Annotated in this window: 21 protein-coding genes; 12 read left to right on the top strand and 9 right to left on the bottom strand. The window is 61.6% G+C overall.

All coding sequences use genetic code 11. The features are described 5' to 3' along the window. Positions 1-56: 56 nt before the first annotated feature. Complete coding sequence (locus GR198_RS30485) at positions 57-707, top strand: GntR family transcriptional regulator (protein WP_026158550.1); 651 nt, start codon at positions 57-59, stop codon at positions 705-707. Positions 708-791: 84 nt separating this feature from the next. Here the strand turns inward: GR198_RS30485 and GR198_RS30480 are convergent, their stop codons facing one another. The 4 genes from GR198_RS30480 to GR198_RS30465 all read right to left on the bottom strand — a co-directional run bounded on the left by GR198_RS30480 (position 792) and on the right by GR198_RS30465 (position 4728). Next, a complete protein-coding gene (locus tag GR198_RS30480) occupies positions 792-1538 on the bottom strand; it encodes a GntR family transcriptional regulator (protein WP_017990491.1) in 747 nt (248 codons plus the stop codon). A 161-nt stretch (positions 1539-1699) separates the two neighbouring features. Next, positions 1700-2830, bottom strand: coding sequence for a sugar phosphate isomerase/epimerase family protein (locus GR198_RS30475; RefSeq protein ID WP_029872680.1), 1131 nt, complete (start codon positions 2828-2830; stop codon positions 1700-1702). A gap of 87 nt (positions 2831-2917) precedes the next feature. Next, positions 2918-3790, bottom strand: coding sequence for an amino acid ABC transporter permease (locus tag GR198_RS30470; RefSeq protein WP_029872679.1), 873 nt, complete (start codon positions 3788-3790; stop codon positions 2918-2920). A gap of 5 nt (positions 3791-3795) precedes the next feature. Beyond that, positions 3796-4728, bottom strand: a complete 933-nt coding sequence (locus GR198_RS30465; RefSeq protein ID WP_029872678.1) for an ABC transporter substrate-binding protein — start codon at positions 4726-4728, stop codon at positions 3796-3798. A 503-nt stretch (positions 4729-5231) separates the two neighbouring features. Here GR198_RS30465 and GR198_RS30460 point away from each other — a divergent pair. From GR198_RS30460 to GR198_RS30435, 6 genes are read left to right on the top strand one after another with little or no spacing between them, the layout of a single operon-like run. Further along, positions 5232-6467 (top strand): ABC transporter ATP-binding protein, encoded by a 1236-nt coding sequence (locus GR198_RS30460; protein WP_029872677.1) that lies wholly within the window; start codon positions 5232-5234, stop codon positions 6465-6467. Further along, complete coding sequence (locus tag GR198_RS30455; RefSeq protein WP_210163742.1) at positions 6464-7513, top strand: ABC transporter substrate-binding protein; 1050 nt, start codon at positions 6464-6466, stop codon at positions 7511-7513. Before GR198_RS30460 ends, GR198_RS30455 begins: the two co-directional genes overlap by 4 nt. Before the next feature lie 9 nt (positions 7514-7522). Beyond that, positions 7523-8350, top strand: a complete 828-nt coding sequence (locus GR198_RS30450) for an ABC transporter permease (RefSeq protein WP_029872675.1) — start codon at positions 7523-7525, stop codon at positions 8348-8350. Continuing rightward, positions 8343-9164, top strand: coding sequence for an ABC transporter permease (locus tag GR198_RS30445; protein ID WP_029872674.1), 822 nt, complete (start codon positions 8343-8345; stop codon positions 9162-9164). The genes GR198_RS30450 and GR198_RS30445 overlap by 8 nt, the downstream gene beginning before the upstream one ends. Positions 9165-9210: 46 nt before the next feature. After that, positions 9211-10635, top strand: coding sequence for a M24 family metallopeptidase (locus tag GR198_RS30440; RefSeq protein ID WP_029872673.1), 1425 nt, complete (start codon positions 9211-9213; stop codon positions 10633-10635). A gap of 1 nt (position 10636) precedes the next feature. Then, positions 10637-11308 (top strand): flavin reductase family protein, encoded by a 672-nt coding sequence (locus GR198_RS30435; protein ID WP_029872672.1) that lies wholly within the window; start codon positions 10637-10639, stop codon positions 11306-11308. A 261-nt stretch (positions 11309-11569) separates the two neighbouring features. On the opposite strand, the gene GR198_RS30430 is transcribed toward GR198_RS30435, so the two are convergent. The 3 genes from GR198_RS30430 to GR198_RS30420 all read right to left on the bottom strand — a co-directional run bounded on the left by GR198_RS30430 (position 11570) and on the right by GR198_RS30420 (position 12920). Next, the gene (locus GR198_RS30430; protein WP_155248928.1) at positions 11570-11749 is read right to left on the bottom strand and encodes a hypothetical protein; all 180 of its coding nucleotides are present in this window, start codon (positions 11747-11749) and stop codon (positions 11570-11572) included. A 131-nt stretch (positions 11750-11880) separates the two neighbouring features. After that, complete coding sequence (locus GR198_RS30425; protein ID WP_029872671.1) at positions 11881-12318, bottom strand: hypothetical protein; 438 nt, start codon at positions 12316-12318, stop codon at positions 11881-11883. Positions 12319-12518: 200 nt separating this feature from the next. Continuing rightward, entirely contained in the window at positions 12519-12920 is a 402-nt protein-coding gene (locus tag GR198_RS30420; RefSeq protein ID WP_025393423.1) for an acyl-CoA thioesterase, read from the bottom strand. Positions 12921-13207: 287 nt separating this feature from the next. Between GR198_RS30420 and GR198_RS30415 the strand changes: the two genes are divergently transcribed. From GR198_RS30415 to dxs, 5 genes are all read left to right on the top strand, one after another. Next, positions 13208-14143: a histone deacetylase family protein gene (locus tag GR198_RS30415; RefSeq protein ID WP_017993140.1), complete on the top strand. Its 936-nt coding sequence runs from the start codon at positions 13208-13210 to the stop codon at positions 14141-14143. Between the two features lie 2 nt (positions 14144-14145). Beyond that, a complete protein-coding gene (locus GR198_RS30410) occupies positions 14146-14397 on the top strand; it encodes an exodeoxyribonuclease VII small subunit (protein WP_003545921.1) in 252 nt (83 codons plus the stop codon). 86 nt (positions 14398-14483) lie between these two features. After that, on the top strand, positions 14484-15251 hold the full coding sequence (locus tag GR198_RS30405; protein WP_029872670.1) for an SDR family NAD(P)-dependent oxidoreductase: 768 nt from the start codon (positions 14484-14486) through the stop codon (positions 15249-15251). Between the two features lie 168 nt (positions 15252-15419). Continuing rightward, positions 15420-16343 carry a pirin family protein gene (locus tag GR198_RS30400; RefSeq protein ID WP_017959229.1) on the top strand — a complete coding sequence of 308 codons (924 nt, stop codon included), beginning with the start codon at positions 15420-15422 and terminating at the stop codon, positions 16341-16343. A gap of 177 nt (positions 16344-16520) precedes the next feature. Beyond that, positions 16521-18437 carry a 1-deoxy-D-xylulose-5-phosphate synthase gene (gene dxs / locus GR198_RS30395; RefSeq protein WP_164070149.1) on the top strand — a complete coding sequence of 639 codons (1917 nt, stop codon included), beginning with the start codon at positions 16521-16523 and terminating at the stop codon, positions 18435-18437. A gap of 221 nt (positions 18438-18658) precedes the next feature. On the opposite strand, the gene GR198_RS30390 is transcribed toward dxs, so the two are convergent. Together GR198_RS30390 and GR198_RS30385 are read right to left on the bottom strand one after the other, a co-directional pair. Next, on the bottom strand, positions 18659-20596 hold the full coding sequence (locus GR198_RS30390) for a methyl-accepting chemotaxis protein (protein ID WP_029872669.1): 1938 nt from the start codon (positions 20594-20596) through the stop codon (positions 18659-18661). A 217-nt stretch (positions 20597-20813) separates the two neighbouring features. Next, on the bottom strand, positions 20814-21809 hold the full coding sequence (locus GR198_RS30385; protein WP_164070148.1) for a DUF4424 domain-containing protein: 996 nt from the start codon (positions 21807-21809) through the stop codon (positions 20814-20816). Positions 21810-21860: the final 51 nt, after the last annotated feature.

Below are 21860 nucleotides of genomic sequence, written 5' to 3'. Positions count from 1 at the left end.
TAGGTCAATGATCGTGTATACAAGAAGTGCTTTTATGTATGAGGGAATTGAAACGAATGTCCGAGAATGTCGGCCGATGGCTTCGTGATGAGATTGAAAATTCAATTCTTTCCAACGAGTTCTCCCCAGGTGAGCGGCTCGACGAAATGGTGCTTGCGACGCGTTTCGGGGTCTCCCGCACGCCGGTGCGCGAGGCGCTGATGCAGCTCGATGCGATCGGCCTCATCGAAATTCGACCGCGCAGAGGCGCAATCGTCATCGATCCGGGGCCGCACCGCGTCTACGAGATGTTCGAGGTGATGGCCGAATTGGAGGGCCTGGCCGGGTCGCTCGCCGCACGACGGCTGGACAAGGCTTCCCGGGAAGCGATCACGGCCACCCACAGCCGCTGCGAGCAATCAGCCGCGGCCGGTGACAGCGATGCCTATTATTACGACAATGAGGAATTCCATAAGGCCATCTATGCAGCCGGCCGAAGCGAATTCCTCGAGGAGCAATGTGTGCAATTGCACCGCCGCCTGCGGCCTTATCGCCGCCTCCAGCTGCGCGTGCGCAACCGCCTGTCGACCTCCTTCTCAGAACATAGCGCCATCGTCGATGCGATCTTTGCCGGAAATGGAGATGAAGCCCGCCGCCTGCTGCGGACGCATGTCGGCATTCAGGGAGAGAGGTTCAGCGATCTGGTAGCCAGCATGGCGGCGAGATGATTGGACGGCGTGACCGAGCTCAGGCGGCAGGAAAGCCCCACACCCGCGCGATGGAAGCCGTTATCCGATACGCGCGGGTCTCCATCAGGAAAAATTCTCCAGCACGGCCAGGAATGTGTGCCGGTCGCCCTGCCCTTCGGTCAGACGCACGCGACCCTCGATGTCGGCGAGATGGTGGTCCATCAGTTGTTGCGCCTTGGCAAGGTTTTTCTCCTTCAGGGCGGCAACGATCATGCGATGGTGGTCCGCGCCGCAGTCGTCCTTGCGGTCCTCTTCGTACAAGGACATGACCAGCGAAAGCCGGGCGACGATCTTGGCGAGCACTTCCGTCAGCACCGGGTTGCCGGCGATTTCGGCAAGCACGATGTGGAACTTGCCGGACAGAACCGTCTTCGACTTTTCGTCACCATGGTGGTGGATGTGCTCTTCTTCATCCGTCAGCTTCTGCAGCGCATCCAGCTGCTCGGGCGTGACGCGGTCGATCACCAGTTCGAGCAGCAGGCCCTCGATCTTCCGGCGCGCCTCGAAAAGGCTCTTGGCCTGCTCGACGCTCGGCTCGGCAACGAAAGTGCCGCGGTTTCTCTTCCGCTCCAGCAGGTGGTCGCTTTCAAGCACGCCGAGCGCCCCGCGCACCACCGTTCGGCTGACACCGAAATGCTCGGCGATCGCTTCCTCCAGGATCTTGGTGCCGGGCTTCAGCGCCCCTTCGCCGATGGCGGCGGCAAGCGTGGAGCGGATGCGTTCCGAAACATCGTCATTGGTATCGGTGCTTTCCACCGGCCCATTGGCCGCTGTCATCACTTTGGCACTCTGACGGCGCATCTTCCTCATTGCAGTCTCCAAATTGCCTCTGGCGGCTCGGCGTGGATTCGATTGATCACCAGATATCCAAGCGCCATAATTATTTCCATAAGAATATTTTTGCGTAAATAATTCCGGCGCCAGCATTTCGATAGGCGGTGCCGATGGAAAAACCGGCACCGCCTCGGGACTCAAGCTGCTTTCTGCTTCTTTTCCGGCACCGACAGGGCAACGCCCTTTTCAGCGCAAACCGTCTCGACATGACGCGCCGATTGCCGGATAAAAGCGATTGCCTCGTCGAAACCGTAGGATTGCACCTCATAGGTCGGATAGCCGTAGCGGCTGCTCTCATAGGCCTCCCAGTCGAGAACAGCCCCTGAGGCGACCCGTTTCTCATAGGCATCCACCATCGCCATATAGGCCGCGAGCTCATCCGCCGTCAGGTCGGGGTGGCCGGCGCGCCAGATAGGATCGTCGATCTCGATGCACTGGCGCGGATTGGCCCTGCGGGGCTTGTCGGCGACAGACTGGGCAACCTCCAGCGACAGGTTCAGCGCGGGGTTGGCCTCCGCAAGAATGGGGAGGATCGCAGCGAAATCGACGATGCCGCCGCCAACGGGCCTGGTCTGGAAATCGAGACCACCGGGAGCACGCCCGACATAGGCATCCTTGACATGGGTCTGGCGGATATAGGGAGCCAGCCGCTTGGCGGCGAAGACCGGATGCTCGCCCCGCTGCAGTCCGTTTGCGGTGTCGAAGACGACGCCGACGCAATCGGCGCCGACCTTCTCGATCAATCGCAGGATCTCGAAGGAGGTGATCTCGTCGTGGGTTTCGATGTTCATGTGCGCGCCATTGGCGCGGGCGACGGGCGCCAGCTTGCGGAGGACCTTTTCGATCCCGAGCAGCTGCTCTTCCCAGGTCACATCGGTGCGGAAGCGGTCATTGGCCAGCCGGCCGCGATATTCGCTCTTGAAATTGCCCGGAGCAACCCAGAGCTCGTGGCAGCCGATCGCGGCACTTGCCTCGATCATGCGCGTGAAACCGGCGATGATATCGCCGCCGCCGGCTGCCCGCAGCGCCGGTTCCTCGGCGCTGCAATAGGGATTGATCTTGCCGATGCCGCTTTCGAGATAGAGGCCAAGGTCGTCGGCCTTCGCCCTGATCTCGCGCAGCAGGCCGCTGTCGAGATCAGGGCTCATGTCCAGCGCCGTACTGAAGAAAATGCCTGCGAGCCCAAGTTCCTTGACGTGATCAAGGCTTGCCAGAGGCCCCCGCTTCTTTGCCTCGGGCAGCTTTATGCTGTCGATTCCCAATTTCATGTCATGCTCCTCTGCTGTTTCCTGATGGGGCGCGCTGCACTGGCGACCCTTCGTTGTTGATCTCAATTCAGGTCGATGGATCCGCGATCACGCCCGTCCGGGAGCGCGAGGCTTCTCCGCTGTCCGGCCTTTCGGAACGAGACTCTTTTCGAGATAGTGCTGGCCTATGGATGCGACGCTCGTGATGGCGAGGTACCAGATCGAAGCGACGAACAGCAGTTCGATGACGAGGAAGTTCCGGGCGTAGATCGCCTGGGCCTGCGTCAGCAGATCCTGCATGCCGATGACCGAGACGATGGCGCTGGCCTTCAGCATGCCGATGGCCTGGTTCCCCGTCGGCGGCACGATGATACGCGTAGCCTGGGGCATGATGACGGTCAGAAACGTCTGTGTCTTTTTCAGCCCGAGCGCGGTGGCCGCTTCGCGCTGGCCGCGATCGACCGCAATCAGGCCACCGCGGATGATCTCCGACATGTTCGCGGCTTCATGCAGCCCGAGTGCGAGGAAGCCGGCCAGGGCCGGCGTCACCAGATCGTTGATCGAAATGGTGAAGCTTCCCATCCCGACCTGCGGGATGAAGAGGGCGATATTGAACCAGAAGAAGATCTGGACAATCAGCGGCACGCCGCGAAACCACCAGACGAAGCCGGCGGCGATCACCTTGAGAACCAGGTTCTGGCTCGTCGCCATCAGCGCCAGCAGGCATCCGAGCACGATGCCGAACACCATGGCGCCTGCCGTCAGTTCAAGCGTCAGCAGCACGCCGCGCAGGATCGAAGGATCCACCAGGTAGCGGGGGATCTCGGACCACTGGATGCTCTGGCTCTGCCCGACGACGAGCGCGAAGAAGGCCAGCGCTGAAATCGCGATGGCACCGGTTGCGATCTGGCCCCAACGCATCGGTCTTCCGACCGATGGCGCAAGGGAGAGCGATATGGGTGACGCTTGAAACAGGGCCATCGGCGTCAATCCGCGGGCATGCTGACGGCATCGTTGACCTTGACGGTCTTCACGGCCAGCGGTCCCAGGCTCCACTTCTTCATAATGGTCTCGTAGGCGCCGGAGTCCACCATCTGCTGCAAGGCGGCAACGACGCTGTCGCGCAGCTGCGGATTGTCCTTGGCGGTCAGCATGCCGAGATAACCGACGGCAAGGCGGATATCCGGCAGCGCCTGCAGCCCCTTGCCGTTTCCGGTCTGGTGTTCGGTCGTGTAGACGCTGGTGGCGTAACCGTTGACCGTGGCGTCAGCCCTCCCTGTGCGGACGGCCTGCAGCACATCCGGCATTTTCGGGATCGACATGATGTTGACCGGCGTCGCGCATTTGGCCGATGCCGCCTCGACCATCTTCGCCTGGAAGGTACCGACGGGAACGGCGACCTTTTTGCCGCACAGATCCTCCATGCCCTTGATGGCGAGAGGATTGTCCTTGATCGTCATGATCGTCGTCGCGTCATACATATAGTCGATGACGTCGACCTGCTTTTCCAGCTCCGGATCGTCGTTGATGCCCGAGATCGAGAGGTCGAAGCGCTTCGCCAATATGGAGGGCACGATTGCGGCACCTGCGCCGACATCGGTCATCTCAACATCGAGGCCCAGGATGACGCCGAGTGCGGCAGCGATATCGGCATCGATGCCGATCAGCTTGCCGTCTTCGCCATGAAAGCTGATCGGCGGCGTCAGGTCGGTCGCGACCTTCAGCACGCCCGATGACTTGATGGAGGGCGGCAGCCCGTCGGCCAATTTTTGCGTGAGGACGACGCCGGGGAGCTTGGCGACATCGGCGTCGGCCGCCATCTTCTCGGCGGCACCTCCGGCAGCGTAAGCAGAGGTCGCGATCAAAGTGACCATCGCTCCGGCAACTCCGGCCCGCAAGATTTTCTGGATGCGCATCATGTGATCCCCTTCATTTTTGTATCGGTGAATTCTCGGGATCACCCATGCAATCGCCGTGCCATTTGCAGTTCTTGATCAATAAATATCTGATATCAATAGGACTTTTGTTGATGACGACATTTCGGACAGAGTTTCGCAATATAATTCGCATAAAGTTTCGAACATATGATGCACAATTTTTACGCTCCCCTGCCCTGCCGCATCACTTTTGACCGCCTTATTTGCTCACGAGACCCAAAAACACCTCTTCAGATGCCAAATCCCGCGCTTTTCGGCGCTTGATCACCCGCTCAGGGGCCGTGGCTATTTCTATTTGATGCCCATTTAATATACGGCGCTGGCGAAAATTTATACAAAAAGCAAATACGAATTTCAAATCGAATAATCATTATTACAAACTTTCGAAACTTTATAAGTCAAAAATATCGCTTTATTTTCATAGTCTTGGAACCGTCATCAACGGCGATTGGCAAAACTGGCACGCCGCTTGCAATTCGTTTCTCATGAACAAGCTCGACACAAAATTTCTCGCTGGACCGCATCTCCGTCTTGTGCCGGAGACCGCGCAGCAATCCGTGACCTCGACCCAGAACCAGGGAGGCCCTATGCCAGGCATACCGAATATGGCTGAACGCAAACGGCTCAGCGTTCAGGGCCTCACCCACAGCTATGGTGGCCAGAATGCCATCAGCGACGTGGCCTTCGATATCGAGGCCGGCGAGATCGTTGCCCTGCTCGGGCCGAGCGGCTGCGGCAAATCAACCGTGCTGCGCGCCATTGCCGGGCTGATCCAGCCGAAGACCGGCAGGATTGTGCTCGGGGGGAGAGATTTGGCCGATGTCTCGGCCCGCTCACGCGGCGTCGGCATGGTCTTTCAGAACTATGCTTTGTTTCCGCATCTGACGGTCGCAGAAAACATCGCCTATCCGCTCGCCTGCCAGAAGCTTCCCCGCACCGAGCGCAAGGCGCGCGTCGAGGAGATGCTGTCTCTCGTCAGGCTCAAGGATTATGGCAACCGCCTGCCGCGGGAACTCTCCGGCGGACAGCAGCAGCGCGTCGCCGTCGCCCGCGCCATCGCCGGGCGCCCCTCCCTTCTGCTTCTAGACGAACCCTTCGGCGCGCTCGACCGCGCCCTGCGTTTCGATCTGCAGGTGGAGCTGCTGCACCTGCAGAAGACGCTCGGCATCACGACGCTGATCGTCACTCATGATCAGGAGGAGGCCCAGAGCCTCGCAAACCGCCTGGTGCTGATGAACAAGGGCAATGTCGAGCAGATCGACACGCCGATGACCGTCTATGATCGCCCGAAGACGCTCTTCGTCAACACCTTCATCGGCCAGGCCAACCTGCTCAATGGAACGGTGCTGCGCCTCGATGCCGACAGCACGCTGATCGGCCTTGCCAATGACCGGACCCTGCTCCTGCCGCGCCGGTTGAATTTCACCCTCGGCTCGAAGGTCACGATCACCTTCCGGCCGGAAGAGGTTCGCCTGTCGACGCAGCCAAGCGAGAGCACCCTGCCGGTTCGCATGACGGTTTCCGTGCCGCTCGGCCCTTCCCTCGTCCATGACCTTGTTCTGGAAGACGGCACGGGCCTGCGCGCCTCCGAGGTCAGGGGACCCACCACATTCATTCCCGAACCGGGAACGCAGCTATTTGCCGAGATCGACACCGCAAGGTGTCACGCCTTTCCGGCCGAACCGGAAATCATGAGTGAAGAAACAATTCAACAGAGGTGAACGTGATGAAGGACTTTCAGATTACCCGTCGTGGGTTCGGTTTCCTGGCGGCCGGTGCTGCCGCATCGGCCATGCTTCCATTTGCCGCCCGCGCTGCCGGCGGCGGAGCCGTTGCCGCCACTTTCCCGGGCAGCTGGGAAGACGCCTACCGCACAGTGCTGACGCCGATGGTCAAGGATGCAGGCTATGACCTGACCATTGCCCCGGCGATGGCGCAGGACCAGCTTGCCAAGATCATGGCGAGCCCCGGCAACCCGCCCTATGACACGCTGCTGATGTCGCCCGGCCAGATGGCCGTCGCCATCGAGAAGGATCTCATCCAGAAGATCGATCCGAGCAAGCTCAAGAACTGGGGCATGCTCGATCCGTCCTTCCAGGGCGAATACGGCCCGACCGTGACCATCGAAGTCAACGGCATCGCCTACAATCCCGATCTCGTTCCGAAGCCGAAGGGTTATCGCGATCTCTTCGAAAACCCGGCCTATAGCGGCAAAGTTTCCTGGACCGGCTTTGCCTCGAACACCGCCGTCATGGCCTATACCGAGATCGCCAAGATCTTCGGTTCCGGCCCCAACGACATGGACGCGGTCTTCAAGCTGTTCAAGGATCATCCGGAGCATCTGAAGGGCGTGGTCGACAGCACCAACCACCAGATGACGCTGTTTCAGCAGGGTGAAATCGCCGTCTTCATGTGCTCGACCGGCAACGTCGCCCGCCTGAAGAGCCTCGGCCTCAACGCCGAGTTCGTCCAACCCGAAACCGGCTCGCCGGCAGCCCCCGTCAATATCCACCTGACCAAGGGCACGGCCAATCTCAATGCGGCCTATGCCTATATGGATGCCGCGATCTCCAAGGCCGCCCAGGATCAGCTCAAGGAGCCGCCGACCGAGATGTTCCCGACCAACAAGGACGTGGCGCTGACGCCGGGCATCGAAGCCTATGTCACCCGCGACCAGATCAAGACCATGGTCTATCCGGACTGGGTCGCGATCAACAAGAACCGCGACGGCTGGATCCGCCAGTTCGACGCCCTCGTTGCCGGTTGAGGTGATGTGATGAAGGCGAGCGGCTTCCCATACGTCCTACCGATGCTGTTGCTTTCCGTGGCGTTCTTCGCAACGCCGCTCGCCGTCCTCGTCGGTTTCAGCTTCGCCGGCCCCGGCGGAGCGACCCTCGAACATTATGCCCGCTTCTTCGGCGACGCGTTCAATTTCCGCGTCCTCGTCAATACCGCAAGGCTTGGGCTCGAAACCGTCATCGGCACGACCTTGCTCGGCGTACCGATCGCACTCCTCTACTGGCACGGCGGCCGAAACCTTCGGCAGGTGCTGATTTTCCTGACGCTCATTCCGATGCTGACCAGCAATGTCGTGCGCACCTTCGCCTGGATCGTCATCCTCGGACGCCAGGGGCCGATCAGCGAAGCGCTGGTCGCGCTCGGCCTGACGGGAATGCCGACCAGCCTGCTGTTTACCGAACTCGGCCTGGTCATGGCCATGTGCCAGATCGACCTGCCGCTGATCATCCTGCCGCTGATTGCCATCCTGTCGCGCACGCCGTTGCAACTGACGGAAGCGGCTCAGGTTTCCGGCGCCGGCACCTGGCGCATCTTTGTCACCGTGCTTCTGCCGCTGATGCTGCCGGGCCTGCTGGCGGGCTGGATTCTGGTCTTTGCCAGCACCAGCAGCTCCTTCGTCACCCAGGCCGTCATCGGTGGTGCGCGCAACGTCTATGTGCCGCAGCTGATCTACCGCGAAGTCGGCACGCTGTTCGACTGGCCGCTGGCCTCGGCCATCGCCGTCGTTCTGCTGCTGTCCACCGGCTGCCTGCTGGTCGCCCTTACCATGATGTCCCGTCACAGGAGGTTGGTCGGTCATGCCTGATCGTCGCGAAAATCCCATTCCCGTCATGCTCTATAAGGCATTCGTCTACGGTTTCGGCGGCCTCTGCGTCATCTATCTCGTGGCACCCATCGTGATTGCGCTGACGATGTCGTTTACCTCGGGGCAGACATTGAAATATCCGCCACAGGGCTTTTCGCTCAGGTGGTATGCGGCGCTGCTCGATCCGGTGCGCTCGGCAACCGAACATATCGCCGCCTGGAATTCGCTGAAGATCGCCGGCCTTGCCGTCCTCGGATCGCTGATCTTTGCGGTTCCGGCAACCATCGGCATGACGCGCATGAAGCGCAGCGCGGTCGGCACGATCGAGCCACTGCTGCTCGCCCCGCTCGTCCTGCCGAGCCTCGTCTACGGCCTTGCCGCCCTGATCGTCGCCAATTTCATCGGCTTCAAGCCGTCGCTCTGGCTGACCGTATCAGGCCATGTCGTGGTCTTCGGGCCGCTGATGTACCGCGCCGCTTCCGTCGTCGCCCAGGGCCTCAATCCCTCGCTTGCCGAGGCATCGACGACGATGGGCGCGAGCTGGTTCATGACATTGCGGCGCGTGACCCTGCCGCTGCTGATGCCCGGCATCCTGGCCGGCGCATTCCTCGTCTTCATCCAGTCGCTCGATAATGTGTCGGTATCGCTTTTCCTCGCCGACGCCAGAACGACCGTCTTGCCGCTGCGCATGTTCGCGCTGATCGAGGAATCGCTCGATGTGCGCGTCGCGGCAATCTCCGGAATTCTGATCGCCGTGACGCTGGTCGGACTGCTGGTTGCCCGGCGCGTGCTCGCGCCGTCGCGGCAGGCCTGAACAATCCGCCATTTGACCTATGCCTGAACTTGGAAGGAACATATTCATGAACATGCGTGCGACAAACGCAGGCGGCTACCGGATGGGATCGCTGCTGGCCGATTTCCAGCCGGATTTCGATTTCTCCGCTCCGCTGCCGCTTCCTGTCGAAGAGTTCGAGGATCGCCTTCGCAGAATTCGCCGTCAGGCGGTCGAAGCCGGTCATGACGCGCTGATCGTCCATGCCGGCAGCGTCGGCTGGTTCCACGCCTCGAACGCCTATCTGCGTTACATCTGCGACTGGATGCGCGAAGGCGTGCTGATCATCCCGACCGATGCCGACAAGGCGATGGTGCTTCTCTCCTTCTTCACCCAATCCGTCCTGCTGCCGCCGGGCGGCGAGCCTGTGCTCGTCGACGAAATCTGGCAGATCGGCCCGATCGGCCGCGAATATGCCGACCGTCCGGGCGATTCCGTCATCAAGACCGCCGAGAAATGCGCCGAGGTTCTCGCCAGCCTGGGCCTCGCCAAGGCCCAGATCGGCAGGATCGGCGACCGCACATCGCTGACCTTCTGGTCGGCGCTCGACGAGTTGATGCCGAAGAGCAAGTTCGTGGCTGACAACGCCATTCTCGACCGCATGCAGAAGGTCCGCTCACTGCCCGAGATCGAGATGTTCCGCGCCGCCGCCCAACTGATCAGCATCGGCACGCAGGCCGCCTATCATGTGGCGAAGTCAGGCGTCACCGACCATGAAATCCTTGCCGCCTTTACCTATGCGCAGATGGCGCTCGGCGGCGAAACCGGCGACGGCTACCAGATCGGCATCAATGAATTCGGCACCCATTGCGGCAAGCCCTATGGCCATATCGTCCGCCCGGGCGACCTCATCAACCTCTATATCTCCAACGTCACCTATCGCGGCTACACCGCCCAGACCGCCCGCATGATCGCGGTCGGCGATATTACCAGCCGTCAGGAGGATGTGCTTGCCGCCTGCACCGAAGGCGTCAAGCGGGCCGAAAAGCTGATCAGGCCCGGCGCATTGATGCGCGACGTCAACAATGCCGCCTTCGAACCGATGATCGAGCGCGGCATGCTCACCTCAGCCGAGGCGCGCACCATGCCCTACAACTGGTCGCCGATGGAAGACGGCGGCGCACGCCTGATCCCCCATCAGTATGTGAAGGACATCGACTGGGAGGCGCAGGGCCGCAAGCTTATGCACGTCTATCCGGCAACGCACGGACCGCACAATCCGAACCTCGGCCATTCGGTCGGCATGGCCGGCGGCCAGAACAGCTTCAACATCTCCTCGCATAACTACGACAGGATGGAAGAGGGCATGGTCTTCGTGCTGCACACGCAATGGCTGGAGCCGCTCTCGGCCGGCTGCAACATCGGCGACATGTATGTCGTGACCAAGGACGGTTTCGAGAACCTCAGCCGCCATACCCCGCTTGAAACCCACCGCGTCGCTGCCGAGGCCTGACATGAGCAATCATAAACAACACACGCATTTCGATTTCGCCAAGCTGACCGAGCGCGAGCGTTACAAGATCCTCATCGGCACGGTCATCCCGCGCCCGATCGCGCTGGTGACGACAGTGAGCAAGGAAGGCCTGCCGAATGCCGGGCCGTTCAGCTTCTTCAACGTCCTGACCCACGACCCGGCGATCGTCGCCATCGGCGTCGAGAATTATGCCGACATGCGCTTCAAGGATACCGCCCGCAACATCCGCGAGACCGGCGAGTTCACGGTCCACATCTGCGATGATGCCCTCGTCGACCAGATGGAGGTCTGCGCCATCAAGTTCGGGCCCGAGGTCGACGAACTCTCGGAAGCCGGACTGGCAACGGCGCCGGGACAGATGGTCAGAAGCCCGCGCATCCTGGCAGCGCCCGCAGCACTCGAATGCCGCCGCCACACCACCCTGCAGGTCGGCCCGGCGCGCGAAATCATCCTCGGCGAAGTGCTCGGCGTCTATGTCAGAAGCGATGCGGTCAATCCGACAAACCTGCATATCGACCAGCAACTGATGGACGCCGTCGGCAGGATGGGCGGCCACACCTACACAAGGACGCGCGATCAGTTCGACGTCAAGACCCAGACCAAGGAGGAGTGGCGTTCGCGAAAGAGCGTTTCGGAGCCGGTCATCGCGTAGCTTGGGCTTGGGCCTGGGCCTGGGCTCCGGCCGATCACGCACCGTTGGGTGATCCGGTCCAGGGCGACGTGAGAGGCCCATTGGGACTGGCTGCCCTGCTCGTCCGTCCTGATGGAATTGCCGCCCGAGCCGACCTGGAAGAAGGTGTCGAAGCCGGATCGCTTTGGTTTGCTGTCCGTGACGTCGGATAAAGTCGCTGTACGATTCTTGACTTATGACCTGCCCGGACCTCCTTGGCTCGTCACCGGCAGCAACGGGTTCTTAGTCTTGAGGTTCATCTCCACGATGCGGAGATATGGGAGGTTTTTGCTTGTCGGGCCAAGCTGAACGAAGTGTCTTCCAGAAATCCCGTAGCGCCAGAAGGAGTGCGCCGTTGTATTTTCCGTACATGAACCTCACCACGTCATCAGTGTCCCACTGCCCTTTGCGCTCGTCTTTCATCGAAAACTCCACAATTTGATCGAAGGCAATCAGGATGTCATCTGACGTGCATCATTTTACGTTGATGCAAGCAGCATCACGCCCCCTGAATTTAAACTTGGCTGATTGCACAAAACCCAACCCGAAGCAGGTTAGGTTTGTTGTGCAATGGCTTGGGGGACTATCTCAAATTCGGGCATGGCTGGTGTCACAACATCCATGCAAGTCCAGCCAGTTACGAAGCGGAAGTGTGAAGTCGGGCCGTGTATACCAACTGCCGTCTTCCAGATTTCAGACTGCGACTTATTGAAGGCAGCTCCCTCCACTTGATATGCGAAGTGGTCGCGAACCAAGCCTTCGTCGGCACTGTGCTCGTGTTCGGTGCTCAGCGGCATTTCATCAATCAATCGGACGATGCAGGGACCATCAAATGAGACCCTCAGCAAGTGTTCGGGGTCATCGACAAAAAAGTCTGCTTCGACGCGTTTGCCGGTCTTCCAGCGGAAGGAATGCAGGTCGCTGGCGCTAGCCCGAATGGCGATCCCGATGTTTAGTGGAAGATATTTGCTCACCGGGCTAATCTTTGCCATTCAAACTTGCATCGCGGAAGACTTGTCTCAGAAAAATGCTGCAAACTTCATAGGAAAGCACAGGGCTATCGGAGCTAATATGCCGACATGTCGGCACGAACCAATCAACACAATGCCACCTTCGCCCGACATGGGCCGAACACCCTTTTGTTCTCACGCAATTCCCCAGGAAACTGCTTTGCACCTTTCCTGGCAATCCCCTAGTTCAAAAACCGATAAAGCCAGTCGCGCGTCTCCTCCGGCAACGAAGCCGGGGACTGGTCTTCGGGGGCGTGGGCCTGCCAGATGATTTCCACCTCGGCGGCGCGCTCCTCGCCGGTATCGATCGAAATGAGGAAGCCGATGGAGCGCACGCCGATCTTGTCGATGGTGGCGGTGAAGGTTGCCGGCTCGTCGTAGTGCAGCGGACGGTGGAGAAAGCAGGAAACCTTGCTGGGGCTATAGACGGGTTCGTCGTCGACATCGGGCCGCGACGACCAGAAGCTCGCAAGCACGGACTCGGCATAGGAAATATAGGATGCCAGAAACATCCGGCCGGTCATATCGACATCGCGAAACGGCACGCGTATTTCCGCCACATCAGGACGTTTCGACTGACTCATCAACAGATCTGCCTTACAGAGTTCCCATCGCAACACTACTTCATAATTGCTTATACCGGAACCTGCTTAAGGATAAAATTACGCAATAGTTCAAAGTGTTACAGTGTCCCCCACGCGCCTGAAAAGATGCGGCGCCGCTGCAATGGACCGGCTCGATGGAAAAGGCACAAATGAGACAGTGTTGATCAGCGAACTGTCGGAAGGCGCGGCAAGAGCGCTTGTTGAAATCGTCAGGCGATGCCCCATCTGCTGTGGCACATGACATAAGCGACCGATAGAGTGTCTTCATGAGCACCCGTCTTTATGAACACCCGATCTTCCTGGAACATGTCACGCCCGCCGGCCATCCGGAGCGATCGGACAGGATCCGCGCCATCAACGTTGCGCTGGAACATCCAAATTTCGAGCGGCTGGAGCGCCGGCAGGCGCCGCAGGCGAACGAGGATGCGGTGCTGCTGGCCCATCCCGAAGAACATCTCATCGCCGTCATGCGGGAGATCCCCGAGGAAGAGGGCGAGATCAACCAGATCGAAGCCGACACCTATGCCAGCAGCAAGAGCCTGCAGGCGGCGCTAACCGGCATCGGCGGGGCGATGGCGGCGGTGGACGATGTCTTTACCGGCCGGGCCGACAATGTCTTCGTCGCCGCCCGCCCGCCGGGGCACCATGCCGAAAAGATGACGGCGATGGGCTTCTGCTTCTTCAACAATGCGGCGATCGCCGCCCGGCATGCGCAGAAGACGCATGGCGCCGAGCGCATCGCCATCGTCGACTGGGACGTGCACCACGGCAACGGCACGCAGGATATCTTCTGGGACGATCCCTCGGTGCTGTTCTGCTCGACGCATCAGATGCCGCTCTATCCCGGCACCGGCGCCAAGGACGAGAAGGGCAAGCACAACACCATCGTCAATGCGCCGCTGTCGCCGAATGTCGGCAGCGACCACTTCCGCGAGGCATTCAAATCGCGCGTACTGCCCGCCCTTGACGATTTCCGGCCGGATCTCATCATCATCTCCGCCGGCTTCGACGCGCATCACCGCGATCCGCTGGCGCAGATCAATCTGACCGGCGAGGATTTCGACTGGGCGACCGGGCGGGTGCTCGAACTGGCGGATCGGCACGCGAAGAACCGGGTCGTCAGCCTGCTCGAAGGCGGTTATGATCTCGAGGGACTCGCCGAATCGGCGGGCATGCATATTTTGAGAATGATGAAGGGTTGAGAATGACTGACAGCGCCAAGCCGGAGGTGTCCGGCCTTTCCTTCGAAAAGGCGGTCGCCGAACTCGAAAGCATCGTCGCCCGGCTGGAACGCGGCGATGTGGCGCTGGATGAATCGATCGAGATCTACGAGCGCGGCGAAGCGCTGAAGAAACATTGCGAGACGCTGCTTTCGGCCGCCGAAAACCGCATCGAGAAGATCCGGCTCGACCGCGCCGGCAAGCCGCAGGGCGTCGAGCCGCTCGACGGCGCCTGAGGCAGCAAACTCCCTTTTGAAGATGCTTGGCTATCGGCTTCGGACCGATCTATGATCCCTTTGCAAAACAGTGAGGGGACATAGGAATGACGGACAGGTTGAAGGGCAAGGTCGCCATTATCTCGGGCGGCGCGACCGGCATGGGCGGTGCCGCCTCGAAGCTTTTTGCCGCTGAAGGCGCGCGCGTTGCGATCATCGACCGCAATGGCGATGCAGCCGCAGAGACCGTGAAGCAAATCCGTGATGCCGGCGGCGAGGCCGATTGCTGGACTGCCGATGTCTCGGACGAAGCCGCCGTCCATGCCGCCGTCGCCGGCGTCGAAGAACGCTACGGCGCGGTGACCGTGCTCTTCAATCATGCCGGCACGATCGTCATCAAACCTTTTCTCGAAACGACCGTCGAGGAATGGGACTGGCTGCACGCCGTCAATGTGCGCTCGATGTTTCTGATGACCAAGGCCGTGCTGCCGAAGATGATTGCAAGCGGCGGCGGGTCGATCGTCTGCACCTCGTCGATCTCGGCGGTCGCCGCCACGCCGATGGAAGTGCTTTACGACACGACCAAGGGAGCCGTGCATATGTTTGCCCGCGCCATCGCGGTGGAATTCCGCGACCGCAACATCCGCTGCAACGCCGTCTGCCCCGGCTTCATCCGCACGCCGCATGGCCTGCGCGAGGTGGCCGACCTGCAGGCGCTTGGCGTCGATGTCTCGGATGCCGCCATTGCCGCGCAGCAGGGGCGGATCGGCGAGCCCGAAGACGTTGCGCGGGCAGCACTTTATCTCGCCAGCGACGAGTCGAGCTTCGTCAATGGCGCCCATCTCTTCGTCGACAATGGTTTTACCGCGATCTGAACCAATCGCGACACGCTTTAAGGTGCCGGAGCATCCTTAGCGCGTCCGATTGGACGCGCGACGCGCTTTCAAGTGTTGGAGCGTCTTGGCGCGTCCGATTGGACGCGCGGCGCTCCAGGCGCTATCTGTGGGCGATGACGCGCGGCCCTGTAGCGATCGGAGATCCCCATGTCCTTCTTTCCCGGTAAAGATCCCCTGCCCGGCGATGCCTTCGCCTGTGATGCGATCGAGAACCTGATCATCCCGCGCACCAGCGATATCGGCGGTTTCCAGGTGCGCCGCGCGCTGCCCAGCCGGCAGCGGCGGCTGGTCGGGCCGTTCATCTTCTTCGACCGCATGGGACCGGCGATCCTGAAGCCCGACGAGGCGCTCGACGTCAAGCCGCATCCGCATATCGGGCTGTCGACCGTCACCTATCTGTTCGACGGCGAGATCCGCCATCGCGACAGCCTCGGCACCGAAAAGGTCATCCGTCCCGGCGATATCAACCTGATGACGGCAGGCCGCGGCATCGTCCATTCCGAGCGGACGCCCGACAATCTGCGCGGCCATCCGCTGCTGATGTCCGGGCTGCAGACCTGGCTGGCGCTGCCCGACGACAAGGAGGAGATCGATCCCGCCTTCGCCCATACGGAAAAATCCGCCATGCCGCTGATCGAGACGGCAGGCGTGCGCGGGCGCGTGGTCATCGGCTCGTTCGAAGGCATGACATCGCCGGTCGGCGTTTTCTCCGACACGCTCTATGTCGATCTCGACCTGCAGCCGGGCGCCAAATTTCCCTTCGGCGCGGGCCACGAAGAGCGCGCCGTCTATGTGCTGTCGGGCGAGGTCGTCATATCAGGCGACCGCTTCGCCGCCGACCAGTTGCTGGTCTTCCGGCCGGGCGATGCGATCACGCTGGAAGCCGGCCGCGATGGCTGCCACCTGATGCTTTTCGGAGGGGCGGCGCTCAATTCGAAACGTTATATCTGGTGGAATTTCGTCTCCTCCTCGAAGGAGCGGATCGAACAGGCCAAGGAGGAATGGCGCACCGGCCGCTTCGATATCGTTCCCGGTGACGAAGAGGAATTCGTGCCTTTGCCGGAAGGCTGAACCCCTGATCCGAATGCTCCGGATCGGAGAAATAGAGGGTGATATCCGCCGAAAACCGCTCACACTTTTCGGCACCATGCTCTAAGGTAAAAACCTTCGGTTCCTGAAATGCACTTGTTTTGCCGCAATCTAATCGAATAAAGCGGAACAAGGAAAAGCAAGAAAGAGCGCCCGCCCGTGACACAACTGCCGAAGACCCCCCTGCTCGACCAGGTCATCTATCCCGCCGACCTGCGCAAGCTCGAGGATCGCGACCTGCCGCAGCTTGCCCGCGAAGTTCGGGACGAAATGATCGATGCGGTGTCGCGCACCGGCGGCCATCTCGGCGCCGGTCTCGGCGTCGTCGAATTGACGATCGCCATTCACAGCGTCTTCGACACGCCTGATGATCGGCTGATCTTCGATGTCGGCCATCAATGTTATCCGCACAAGATTCTCACCGGCCGGCGTGACCGCATCCGGACGCTGCGTCAGGAAGACGGGCTGTCCGGCTTCACCCGCCGGGCCGAAAGCGAATATGACCCCTTTGGGGCGGCGCATTCCTCGACCTCGATCTCGGCCGGCCTCGGCATGGCGATTGCCGCCGACCTCGACAAATCGGACCGCCGCGTCATCGCCGTCATCGGCGACGGGGCGATGTCGGCCGGCATGGCCTATGAGGCGCTGAACAATGCCGGAGCACTCGATGCGCGCCTCATCGTCATCCTCAACGACAACGACATGTCGATCGCGCCGCCGACGGGCGCAATGAGCGCCTATCTCGCGCGCCTTGCCTCGGGTCGCACCTATATGGGCTTCCGTGACTTCGGCAAGAAGCTGACGGCCTATCTCGGCAAGAATATCGACCGGGCGATCACCCGCGCCGTCGAGCATGCCCGCGGCTACGTTACCGGCGGCACGATGTTCGAGGAGATGGGCTTCTATCATATCGGCCCGATCGACGGTCATTCCTTCGACCACCTGCTGCCCGTCCTGCGCAATGTGCGCGACAATGGGCGCGGACCGGTGCTGATCCACGTCGTCACCCAGAAGGGCAAGGGCTATCCGCCGGCGGAAGCCGCAGCCGACAAATATCACGGCGTCAACAAGTTCGACGTCATCACCGGCGCCCAGGCGAGGGTCAAGCCGAATGCGCCGAGCTATACCAGCGTCTTTGCCGAAGCGCTGGTGCAGGAAGCCACCCTCGACGACAAGATCGTCGGCATCACCGCCGCCATGCCGAATGGTACCGGCCTCGACAAGCTCGCCGAGGCCTTTCCGTCACGGTGCTTCGACGTCGGTATTGCCGAGCAGCATGCCGTCACCTTCGCTGCCGGCCTGGCAGCGGAAGGCTACAAGCCGTTCGCGGCCCTCTATTCCACCTTCCTGCAGCGCGCCTACGACCAGGTCGTGCATGACGTAGCGATCCAGGGCTTGCCGGTGCGTTTCCCGATCGACCGTGCCGGCTTCGTCGGCGCCGACGGGCCGACGCATGCCGGCTCCTTCGACGCCGCCTTCCTCACCACCCTGCCCGGCTTCGTGGTGATGGCAGCCGCCGACGAGGCCGAACTCAAGCACATGGTGCGCACGGCTGTCGCCTATGATGGCGGGCCGATCTCGTTCCGCTATCCGCGCGGCGAAGGCGTCGGCGTCGACATGCCGGCACGCGGCGAAATCCTGCAGATCGGCAAGGGCCGCATCGTCAAGGAAGGCACCAAGGTGGCGCTGCTCTCCTTCGGCACCCGGCTTGCCGATTGTCTGCTGGCCGCCGAGGATCTCGATGCCGCCGGGCTTTCGACGACGGTCGCCGATGCGCGTTTCGCCAAGCCGCTCGATCACGACCTGATCCGCCAGCTTGCCCGCCACCACGAGATGGTGATCACCGTCGAAGAAGGCTCGATCGGCGGCTTCGGCAGCCACGTGATGCATTTCCTCGCCACCGAAGGCCTGCTCGACAACGGCCTGAAGCTGCGCTCGCTTGTGATGCCCGACATCTGGATGGAACAGGCCAAGCCCGAAGCGATGAACGCCCATGCGGGGCTGGACCGCGCCGGCATCGTCTCGACGGTGTTCAAGGCGCTGGGGCGCGGTGTTGCGGTTGGGGTTGCGGGGTAAGGTTATGTGAGGGCGTGCCGTGTGGCCCCCTCATCCGCCTGCCGGCACCTTCTCCCCGAGGGGAGAAGAGATATGCCGCAACGTCTCGATTCCCTCTTCTCCCCTCGGGGAGAAGGTGCCCGTAGGGCGGATGAGGGGGCTGCCCGGCAGGTCCATCCAACAAAAAAGGCGGCGCATCACTGCACCGCCCTCTTCATTTAACGTCCCTGTGAAGGGCCCCCTCAGAACTCCGTCCACTCTTCCTGAACGGTAGCCGTAGCAGCTGCCTGTCTTCCGCCGAAGGCCTTGGCGACGGTGCGGGTCAGGGCGTGGGCTGGAGAGGCGACCGGGCGGGAACTCGTGCCGGCAACGCTTGCGCGCGGTGCCGGGGCCACCTGGCCGAGCTTGAACTGGCGCAGCAATTCTTCGAGGGCGTTTGCCTCCTGGGCGAGCGCATGGCTTGCCGCGGTCTGCTCCTCGACCATGGCGGCGTTCTGCTGCGTGCCCTGGTCCATGTTGTTGACGGCGGTGTTGATCTCCTGCAGGCCGATCGACTGTTCGCGCGTGGCGGTGACGATGGCGCTGACGTGGTGGTTGATCTCCTGCACCTCGGAGACGATGACCTCCAGCGCCTTGCCGGTCTCGCCGACGAGGCCGACGCCGGCAACGACTTGTTCGCCCGAGGTGGTGATCAGCGCCTTGATCTCCTTGGCGGCCTTGGCCGAACGCTGGGCGAGCTCGCGCACTTCCTGGGCGACGACCGCAAAGCCCTTGCCGGCATCGCCGGCGCGGGCGGCTTCGACGCCCGCGTTCAGAGCCAAAAGGTTAGTCTGGAAGGCGATGTCGTCGATGACGCCGATGATGTTGGAGATTTCGCCCGAGGACTTCTCGATCTGCTGCATGGCGGAGACGGCCTTGCGGACGACTTCGCCTGATTTCTCGGCGCCGAGGCGGGCGCGCTCGACGAGATTGCCGACATCTTCGGCGCGCTTGGCGCTGTCGCGGACGGTCGTCGTCACTTCCTCGAGTGCCGCGGCCGTCTCTTCGACGGCGGCAGCCTGCTGCTCGGTGCGGTGGGCAAGATCGTCAGCGGCCGAGCGGATTTCGCCGGCGCCGGCATTGATCGCCGAGGCATTGCGGCCGACCGATTGCAGTGCTGCCTGCAGCTTTTCGACGGCATGGTTGAAGTCATTGCGCAGGCTGTCATATTGCGAGGCGAACGGCGTCTGGAGACGACCGGCCATATCGCCATTGGCAAGCTCGGCAAGGCCGCCCGCCAAAGCGTCGATGGCATAGCGGATTTCGCCTTCCTCGCGCGCCTTCTGCTCGTCGCCTGCCCGGCGCTGGCGCTCGGCATCGTCACGCATGCGGTCGGTCTCGCCGGCAAGGCGCAGCTTCTCGATCGCCGCCTGCTTGAAGACCAGGACGGACTGAGCCATGCGGCCGATTTCGTCGCCGCGGTCGGTCGCCGGAACCTCGATATCGTTCTGGCCGCCGGCGAGGCGATCCATGGCCGCAGTCATGCCGACGACCGGGCGGACGATGGTGCGCGACATCAGCCAGGCGAGCATGGCGGCGGCAAGCGAGGCGACGATGCCGCCGGCAAGCAGCGTCGTCTTCAGATGGCTGTTGGCATCGGCCCGGATCGCGGCCAGCGCTTCCGACTTTTCACGCGCGGTGGCCTTGATCTTGGCCGAGGCCTGGCGGAAGCCGTCGAGCTGGCCCTTGGTGGCGTTGACGCCGATCTTGACGACCTCTGCGATCGGCATGTCGGTTTCCTTGCGCGCCTTGGTCTGCGGCTCGGCGAGTTCATGGAAATAGAGATCGGCGGCCTTCTGCATACCGTCGATCATCTCGACCAGCTGCGGCTCCCCGGCCGCCGTCTGCTTGGCGGCGGCAATCGCCTTCAGCATGCGTTCGCGGTTGGCGAAGACATCGCCATAGGTGCTGTCGCTGCGGAAGAGGATGAAGCCGCGCAGGTTGACGGCCTGCTCGAGCATCGCCTGCAGCGCATCGTCGATCTGGTTGACGAGCAGCTCGGACTTTTCCTGCTCGGCAGACGCGGCCGCGGACGCCGTCGCCTTGGAATAGACGAAAGCGGAAACGGAGACGAAAATGAGGATGAGGGCTGCGAACGTGGCCGCAAGCTTACCGTTCAAGGATATGTTTTTGGCGGACATCGGTGATTTCTCCTGACGACAGTCGACGCGGCGAGGCAGGTCGCACGAGACGCAACCGCCGGGATGTTTGAAGCTGAGAACATGATCGGCGTGGAAACGCTTGCGCCGTCATGGCGCCGAGCGGCTTGGATGAACCGCTACAATCACCCCGAACCTATCCGGGCAGGCTTTAAATTTGTTTAAATTTGTGCGGCGCAACAGCGGCCAAGCCTGCGGATTATTGTGCCGTTTCTGGAGGATTGAGGATCAGGATGTCGAAATCCTTTGCAGGATCGAAATCCTCGGCCTTCATCCGGAAGGTCGTCGGACCGATCTTCTGAACGTTGCTGCCGCAGAAGCTGATGAGGCTGCCGGGCTTGCCCTTGTCGATCGTCAGCTGGAAGCGCTTGATCGGTCCCGCCCAGTTGGCGCCGGTCGACAGCACATAGGAGATCCAGCTTTCGGTATAGCTGGCGCCGCCGGCCTCGGCTTCCCGCGCACGCTGCTGGGCAACCCTGATGAAATCTCCGTCAAGGCAGTATTTGCGGGAATATTCCTCGAAGCGCTCACCCTTCGGCTCGCCATCTTCGAGAAAGCTAATGGCGACGGTGCCGCCGACGGCCGGCTTGTAACGGTGTGCTACGCTGACCTTTTTCTTTGCCGGAAAGGTGGTGCGCCACCAATAGGTCGAGCGCAGCGTCCAGAGCGGCACGAGATCGACCTTGGCTTCGCCGGCGCCCATGGGATAGACGAGGCCGCGGACGATCCAGTCCTTGCGGACGGTTTCGGGAAGCTTGGCGAGCGCCTCGGTCGTCTTCTGGCTGTAGGGCAGAACGGGAATGCCCTGCTTGGCGAACTCGTCGGTGACGTCGATGCCGAGCGAGACGACGCGCTGCTGGAGCTTGGCGGTGATCGGACTGCCGTCCTGCAGGGTGGAAAAATGCAGGAAATTATCGCTGTCATAATCGGCGATGGCGGAATTGTTGTCCACCTGGCCTGCAATGTCAGGCATCGGAAAGGCGACCAGGCTTTCGACATCCTTGTCGGAGCTGTTCTCGAAGACGTAGTCGACACGCACTTCCGAAGCGGAGATGAAGAGATCCTCTTCCGCCATGCTGACATCGTCGGATTGGGCAAAGATCAGCCCGCCGGTCTTGATCTCGGCCAGAGTATCGTTCGCGAGCGCGGGCGATGCGATCCCCGCCGCGACAAGAAGAGTGAAGAGCTTCAGCATAGAGCACCCCCGTGTCTGCGGCACGCCCCGCGATCGCCGCGGCAGGATTAT

The organism is Rhizobium leguminosarum (assembly GCF_010668065.1).
GTDB lineage: Bacteria > Pseudomonadota > Alphaproteobacteria > Rhizobiales > Rhizobiaceae > Rhizobium > Rhizobium leguminosarum_S.
The sequence above is the reverse complement of the archived record's forward strand: the minus strand, read 5'-3'. Positions and strand labels throughout refer to the sequence as shown.

Bases quoted from the DNA above. Each gene is read 5' to 3' on its own strand.
- GR198_RS30485 (WP_026158550.1), top strand. From the start codon at position 57: ATGTCCGAGAATGTCGGCCGATGGCTTCGTGATGAGATTGAAAATTCA.
- GR198_RS30480 (WP_017990491.1), bottom strand. From the start codon at position 1,538: ATGAGGAAGATGCGCCGTCAGAGTGCCAAAGTGATGACAGCGGCCAAT.
- GR198_RS30475 (WP_029872680.1), bottom strand. From the start codon at position 2,830: ATGAAATTGGGAATCGACAGCATAAAGCTGCCCGAGGCAAAGAAGCGG.
- GR198_RS30470 (WP_029872679.1), bottom strand. From the start codon at position 3,790: ATGGCCCTGTTTCAAGCGTCACCCATATCGCTCTCCCTTGCGCCATCG.
- GR198_RS30465 (WP_029872678.1), bottom strand. From the start codon at position 4,728: ATGATGCGCATCCAGAAAATCTTGCGGGCCGGAGTTGCCGGAGCGATG.
- GR198_RS30460 (WP_029872677.1), top strand. From the start codon at position 5,232: ATGAACAAGCTCGACACAAAATTTCTCGCTGGACCGCATCTCCGTCTT.
- GR198_RS30450 (WP_029872675.1), top strand. From the start codon at position 7,523: ATGAAGGCGAGCGGCTTCCCATACGTCCTACCGATGCTGTTGCTTTCC.
- GR198_RS30445 (WP_029872674.1), top strand. From the start codon at position 8,343: ATGCCTGATCGTCGCGAAAATCCCATTCCCGTCATGCTCTATAAGGCA.
- GR198_RS30440 (WP_029872673.1), top strand. From the start codon at position 9,211: ATGAACATGCGTGCGACAAACGCAGGCGGCTACCGGATGGGATCGCTG.
- GR198_RS30435 (WP_029872672.1), top strand. From the start codon at position 10,637: ATGAGCAATCATAAACAACACACGCATTTCGATTTCGCCAAGCTGACC.
- GR198_RS30430 (WP_155248928.1), bottom strand. From the start codon at position 11,749: ATGAAAGACGAGCGCAAAGGGCAGTGGGACACTGATGACGTGGTGAGG.
- GR198_RS30425 (WP_029872671.1), bottom strand. From the start codon at position 12,318: ATGGCAAAGATTAGCCCGGTGAGCAAATATCTTCCACTAAACATCGGG.
- GR198_RS30420 (WP_025393423.1), bottom strand. From the start codon at position 12,920: ATGAGTCAGTCGAAACGTCCTGATGTGGCGGAAATACGCGTGCCGTTT.
- GR198_RS30415 (WP_017993140.1), top strand. From the start codon at position 13,208: ATGAGCACCCGTCTTTATGAACACCCGATCTTCCTGGAACATGTCACG.
- GR198_RS30410 (WP_003545921.1), top strand. From the start codon at position 14,146: ATGACTGACAGCGCCAAGCCGGAGGTGTCCGGCCTTTCCTTCGAAAAG.
- GR198_RS30405 (WP_029872670.1), top strand. From the start codon at position 14,484: ATGACGGACAGGTTGAAGGGCAAGGTCGCCATTATCTCGGGCGGCGCG.
- GR198_RS30400 (WP_017959229.1), top strand. From the start codon at position 15,420: ATGTCCTTCTTTCCCGGTAAAGATCCCCTGCCCGGCGATGCCTTCGCC.
- GR198_RS30390 (WP_029872669.1), bottom strand. From the start codon at position 20,596: ATGTCCGCCAAAAACATATCCTTGAACGGTAAGCTTGCGGCCACGTTC.
- GR198_RS30385 (WP_164070148.1), bottom strand. From the start codon at position 21,809: ATGCTGAAGCTCTTCACTCTTCTTGTCGCGGCGGGGATCGCATCGCCC.